Below are 5,813 nucleotides of genomic sequence, written 5' to 3' on the forward strand. Positions count from 1 at the left end.
GACTCCTGACTCCTGACTCCTGACTCCTGACTCCTGACTCCTGACTCCTGACTCCTGACTCCTGACTCCTGACTCCTGACTCCTGACTCCTGACTCCTGACTCCTGACTCCTGACTCCTGACTCCTAACTACAAATTCTCTCAGGTACAACTATATAACCTGTACTTTCATCTCCTAAAACTAGGTTTTTTTCTGTTCCCCAAAACCACCAATAAGCACCAACATAAGCACAAATTAAACTATCTAATTTATCTTCGGTTTCTTTGAGTTGTTTTCCTGTGTTGGGTATTTCTAAAGGAAAGGAACTACAGATACATGGAGAAGATAAAGGAGGAGAAATAACAGGAAGAATCTCAACAATGTAATTATATAACTTGAGCAGTTCTAACCGGCGTTCGTGGATTTTTCCTTTTTTATATTTTAAGATTTTTTCTAATCTAAATAAATTAACTATTGCTGGATGGGGAAATACTTCTATTTGATATCTGCCTGGTTTTTGTGGTTCAATTTTTGCAGCGTGTATAAATCCCCGTGATTCTAATTCTAAACCAAAGTTAATTGTGCGTTCTGCAAAAGCTAGGTTTTGATTTGCTGGGTAGCATCCCGCATGATATTTACCAAAGTATTTATGACTGAGTTTATCTGGTAAGCGACTACCTGTAGAATTTGGTATTAATGTGGGTGCATCTACAGCAATTATACCTGGTTCTTCTGGTTTGATGATCTGATCAATCCAAGTCAAGATGTCTGCAATGGCTTCCTGGCGATCTAAATCCAAAAGTTGCAGTTTTTCATCTTTTAATTCTAAACAACATAAACCACTTGGTTGAGATTGCCAGCCTAAATCAATACCGATAAATTTCATTATAATTAGGTAATTGGTGATTGGTGATTGGTGATTGGTGATTGGTGATTGGTAATGGGTAATTGGTAATGGGTAATTGGGTTATTTGTCTTTCCTCCTGACTCTTGTACGGGCGTTCGCGAAGCGTGCTGGAAGCATTAGCATTCGGAAAATAACCTTTTCATACAATTGATAATTAGTCGCCCGAATGCTTCGCCCCTACGACTCCTGAGTCCTCAAAACTTTCACTTTCTTCTAATTTTTATCAATAACTCATCTTTAATGCGGTTTAAAATTGATGTTTCATCCAAGCTGGATAAAATTTTACTAACTACGGCTTTTGGTCCTTCGGGTCCCCAGGTTGCGCCGTTTGCTAAATACGCTTTGGTGACTTGGCCAATACCATAGGATGATACTCCCGCTACACCTGCTTGTGTTACAGCTACGGATAAATAAGGTCCAAGGGCAACTCCCGCTGTGGCTGATGCAGAGATACCCAGTAAGGTTTTTAAACCACTTAAACCTAAATTTGCTAGTAGTTCACTAGCACCTATTCCGCCCATACTCAGGGCGATTTTTTGCAGTAGTTGTACCGCTCCCTTTTCTGTCATTTGGATGCCATAGAGTTTAGATAAACCTAAAATCAAAGAAATATCAATAACGATACTGCTGAGGATATCAACTACAGTCACGGGATTAAGGGCGATCGCTAATGCTTTAGTCATCACCGCTTTCCAAATTAAATCATTAGCGTTCTGTTCCCGAATTTCTAATTTTCGCTGGATAACTTGCTCATTTACTGTGTCAGCATAAAGCATGGTGTTGAGCGCAACTAACGCTTTACCTTCCCGTTGCAAAATCTCTAAAATCTTGAGTTTTAGTTGATCTACTTGTGCTTGACCTTGACGTAACTGTATACCTCTACTACCATCAGCACGAACTACGGCAGTTTTAACTAAAGGTGAAGCCGCAGACATGACTATTTCATCAGGTGATAGCAACTCTCGTACTCTATCATCGCGGATTTTTTCGTAAATAGCGATCCGGTCTGTTTCTGGATATTGATCTACTTTGTTAAACACCAAAATCATCGGTTTACCCACTTCTCGCAACTGAGAAAGCGCCATCTGTTCAATTTTGGTCAGATCACCAGAAATCACAAACAGAATTAAATCAGCTTGTTTTGCTACCTGTTGAGCTAATGCAGCGCGGGTTTCTCCATCTACTTCATCTAAACCCGGTGTGTCAACTAATTCTACCTGAGATTGTCCAGTTGAGGGAAAGGTGGCTTTTAATGTACCAATAGCTTCTTCACTGATACTCCAATTTACCTTTTGTTCTGTACGGGTAACACCGTGTAAAGGTCCTGTTTCAAATACCTGCTGGCCTACCAAAGCATTAAGTAGGGAAGATTTACCCCTTCCTACCATGCCAAAAGCTGCTATTTGCACTACCATACTTTCTAGTTTGCCCAGCATGGTTTCTAAGTCGGAAATTTCCGCTTCTAATCCAGATTTTTCTTGGGTGGTAAGATCAAGATTGTTGACTAAATTTCTCAGTGCTGTTTTTGCTTGTGTATAGTTAAGTTCTGCTTGAATATCTTTAAAGGTGAAAATGGCGCTATCTAGTTCTTCTTCCCAGTTGGGTGTATTACTGTTTTCAGGTTGAGGTAATGTCGATGTCATGGGATTTTAGATTTTAGATTTTAGATTTTAGATTTTAGATTTTAGATTTGGGATTTTAGATTTGGGATTTGGGATTTGGGATTTGAGATTTTGGGCAATGATTCAGAATACAGAATACAGAATGAATTAGAGTTTTCGAGTCATTGGTTTGAACAATAGCAGTTTTCAGTTCAGCCTAAGTGAGAGTAGTTGCGGGAGGCAGCATTTTTTGAATGAATAATGAATATAGAATATATTTATTTTTAATTTGTGTAATTGCTCTTAAAATAATCGCACTATACTTAGCACGACTACTTAATTTTTCAAATAGCCATTATTATAACATAGATCATGAAAGAATTAGCACAAGTCAAAAATTTATATCCCCAAGACTTAGAACTGAGAAAAAACTGGTATTCTCCTGTAGCAGCAGCTTATGACAAGGTAAGACCACGTTATCCCAAAGAAATAATTAACCGAGCTATAAAAATAGCTAAACTTACCCCTAAAAGGAAAATTTTGGAACTAGGATGTGGTCCTGGAAATGCAACTGTATCTTTTGCGAAATTAGGATTTTCAATGGTTTGTTTAGATCCCAGTCAAGCAGCTTGTAAATTTGCCAGAAAAAACTGTGCAGCATATCCCAATGTAGAAATTCAACAGACGACATTTGAAGAATGGAAATTAACACCAGGAAAATTTCATGCTGTTTTAGCAGCGACTTCTTTTCATTGGATGAACCCAGAAACAGCTTATGAAAAAGCCGCTGCTGCTTTAAGAGATGATGGGGCTTTAATTTTGTTGTGGAACATGACACCCCAACCTGATTATGAAGTATACCAAAATTTGCATGAAATTTATAAAATTTATGCTCCATACTCAGCCAGATATGAAGATGTAACAGATCAAGAAAAAATAGTTAAATCCTTTGGAGAAAAAGCCATTGATTCAGGAAAATTCACAAACTTAGTTTCTGGTCATGTAATCTGTGAAGTAACTTATCATGTTGATGATTATTTATTATTGTTAGGTACGCTTTCACCTTATTTAAAATTAGAAGTTGGAATCAGAGATGGTTTATTTACGGGGTTAAAACAAAAGATTGATCAGCTTTATGGAGGAAGGATTAATATTTCTTATATTTCAGCTTTTCAGGTAATGAAGAAAGTTTAGAGGATTTTTGTGTGAGAGGATGTTTGAACAGTGGTATCCCGTGATTTTAATCATATTTTTACCCCCCTTAATCCCCCATTATCAAGGGGGGAAACAAGAAAATCCAGTTCCCTCCCCTTCAGGGGAGGGTTAGGGAGGGTTAGGGAGGGGTAAAAAATATTTGATACACTCTCAGGGACTTTTAAAACATCCTCTTATAGCGATTACGCCTTTGGGCGAAACACTAGCACTTTCCTCTCCTGATAGACAAGGAATGTCCGAAAAAGTAGTACAGTTAAAAATTGATCTAGTAGCGTTAGCATCTTGACAAAATCACCTGTGCGAAAAATAGTTATTGCCGGCAACTGGAAAATGTTCAAAACCCAGGCAGAATCAGAAAATTTCCTAAGCGGATTTCTGCCTCACCTGGAGGAAACACCCTCAGAAAGAGAGGTAATATTGTGTCCTCCCTTCACAGATTTAAGTGTAATGTCCAAATATTTACACGGTAGCCGTGTAAACTTGGGCGCACAAAACGTTCACTGGGAAGAAAATGGAGCCTACACGGGTGAAATTGCTGCTCCCATGCTCACAGAAATCGGTGTGCGCTATGTCATCATTGGACACAGCGAAAGACGACAATATTTTGGCGAAACAGAGGAAACAGTGAATCTGCGCCTCAAAGCAGCGCAAAAATACGGACTGACACCCATTCTCTGTGTTGGTGAAACCAAACAGCAACGAGACGCAGGGGAAACCGAAAAACTGATTAGCACCCAGTTAGAAAAAGACTTAGTAGATGTTGATCAAACTAACTTGATTATTGCTTATGAACCAATTTGGGCGATTGGTACCGGTGACACCTGTGAAGCCACAGAAGCAAATCGAGTCATTGGTTTAATTCGTGATCAACTGACGAATCCTCACGTATCAATTCAATATGGTGGCTCAGTCAAGCCCAATAATATTGATGAAATCATGGCACAACCAGAAATTGACGGCGCTCTCGTCGGCGGTGCAAGTTTAGAAGCTGATAGTTTTGCCAGAATTGTCAATTATCAATAACCAAGGCAAAAGGCAAAAGGCAAAAGGCAAAAGTTGATTTATTTTCCAATGCCTCCTGCCTCCTGCCTCCTGACTCCTGACTCTTGACTCTTGACTCTTGACTCTTGACTCCTGACTCCTGTATGTCAAATCAATTAATTATTAGAGAACGTTGTTTTACTTGGGGACAACGGACATATTTAATGGGAATTTTAAATGTCACCCCAGACAGTTTTAGTGATGGTGGTCTATTTAACACAACTTCAGCCGCTTTAGCTCAAGCGCAAACAATGGTAGACGCTGGTGCTGATATTATTGATATCGGTGGTCAATCAACCAGACCAGGAGCAGAACAAATCACCCTCACAGAAGAACTTGATCGGGTGCTGTCGGTTTTGCAAGTCATTAGACCAAAAATTACTATTCCTATTTCTGTAGACACAACTAGAGCAGAAGTAGCTCAAGCTGCTGTAGAAGCTGGGGCAGATATTGTTAATGATATTTCTGGTGGTACTTATGATCCAGAAATGTTGCCAACAGTAGCCAAATTAGATGTACCAATCATGTTAATGCACATTCGGGGAACTCCCCAAACCATGCAACAACATACAGATTATCAAGATTTGATGGGAGAAATTTATAGTTTTTTATCTCAACAAATAAAAGCCGCAATTACAGCGGGTATTCAACAGGAAAAAATAATTATTGATCCGGGTATTGGTTTTGCCAAAAATTATGATCAGAATTTAGAAATTATTCGCAGTTTGCCAACATTCAAAACCCTAAAGTGTCCCATATTAGTGGGAGCATCCCGCAAAAGTTTTATTGGCAAAATTTTAAATCAACCAGAACCAAAAGCCAGAGTTTGGGGAACAGCAGCGGCCTGTTGTGCTGCCATTTTTAATGGTGCTGATATCCTCCGAGTTCATGATGTTGCCGAAATGCGTGATGTCTCCCTAGTTGCTGATGCTATCTATCGACAGGTGATTGGTGATTGGTGATTGGTGATTGGTGATTGGTGATTGGTGATTGGTGATTGGTGATTGGTGATTGGTGATTGGTGATTGGTGATTGGTGATTGGTGATTGGTGATTGGTGATTGGTGATTG

General features: G+C 39.3%; 6 protein-coding genes. 4 read left to right on the forward strand and 2 right to left on the reverse strand.

The genetic code is table 11. The annotated features are described in order from the left end of the window. Window positions 1-124: 124 nt before the first annotated feature. Window positions 125-865, reverse strand: coding sequence for a DUF429 domain-containing protein (locus H6F45_RS25880; protein ID WP_190348788.1), 741 nt, complete (start codon window positions 863-865; stop codon window positions 125-127). Between the two features lie 224 nt (window positions 866-1,089). Continuing rightward, entirely contained in the window at window positions 1,090-2,529 is a 1,440-nt protein-coding gene (locus H6F45_RS25885; protein WP_137667924.1) for a GTP-binding protein, read from the reverse strand. A gap of 330 nt (window positions 2,530-2,859) precedes the next feature. On the opposite strand from H6F45_RS25885, the gene H6F45_RS25890 reads away from it, so the two are divergent. The 4 genes from H6F45_RS25890 (at window position 2,860) to folP (ending at window position 5,705) form a co-directional block, all read left to right on the forward strand. Next, entirely contained in the window at window positions 2,860-3,681 is an 822-nt protein-coding gene (locus tag H6F45_RS25890; protein ID WP_187039526.1) for a class I SAM-dependent methyltransferase, read from the forward strand. Between the two features lie 160 nt (window positions 3,682-3,841). Continuing rightward, the gene (locus H6F45_RS25895; protein WP_162501893.1) at window positions 3,842-3,988 is read left to right on the forward strand and encodes a hypothetical protein; all 147 of its coding nucleotides are present in this window, start codon (window positions 3,842-3,844) and stop codon (window positions 3,986-3,988) included. A gap of 11 nt (window positions 3,989-3,999) precedes the next feature. Then, window positions 4,000-4,725: a triose-phosphate isomerase gene (tpiA, locus tag H6F45_RS25900; RefSeq protein WP_096566902.1), complete on the forward strand. Its 726-nt coding sequence runs from the start codon at window positions 4,000-4,002 to the stop codon at window positions 4,723-4,725. A 122-nt stretch (window positions 4,726-4,847) separates the two neighbouring features. Beyond that, window positions 4,848-5,705 (forward strand): dihydropteroate synthase, encoded by an 858-nt coding sequence (gene folP, locus H6F45_RS25905; RefSeq protein ID WP_096566900.1) that lies wholly within the window; start codon window positions 4,848-4,850, stop codon window positions 5,703-5,705. Window positions 5,706-5,813: the final 108 nt, after the last annotated feature.

It is taken from the genome of Sphaerospermopsis sp. FACHB-1194, assembly GCF_014696235.1.
GTDB lineage: Bacteria > Cyanobacteriota > Cyanobacteriia > Cyanobacteriales > Nostocaceae > Sphaerospermopsis > Sphaerospermopsis kisseleviana.

Coding starts and splice junctions, on each gene's coding strand:
- H6F45_RS25880 (WP_190348788.1), bottom strand. CDS start 865: ATGAAATTTATCGGTATTGATTTAGGCTGGCAATCTCAACCAAGTGGT.
- H6F45_RS25885 (WP_137667924.1), bottom strand. CDS start 2,529: ATGACATCGACATTACCTCAACCTGAAAACAGTAATACACCCAACTGG.
- H6F45_RS25890 (WP_187039526.1), top strand. CDS start 2,860: ATGAAAGAATTAGCACAAGTCAAAAATTTATATCCCCAAGACTTAGAA.
- folP (WP_096566900.1), top strand. CDS start 4,848: ATGTCAAATCAATTAATTATTAGAGAACGTTGTTTTACTTGGGGACAA.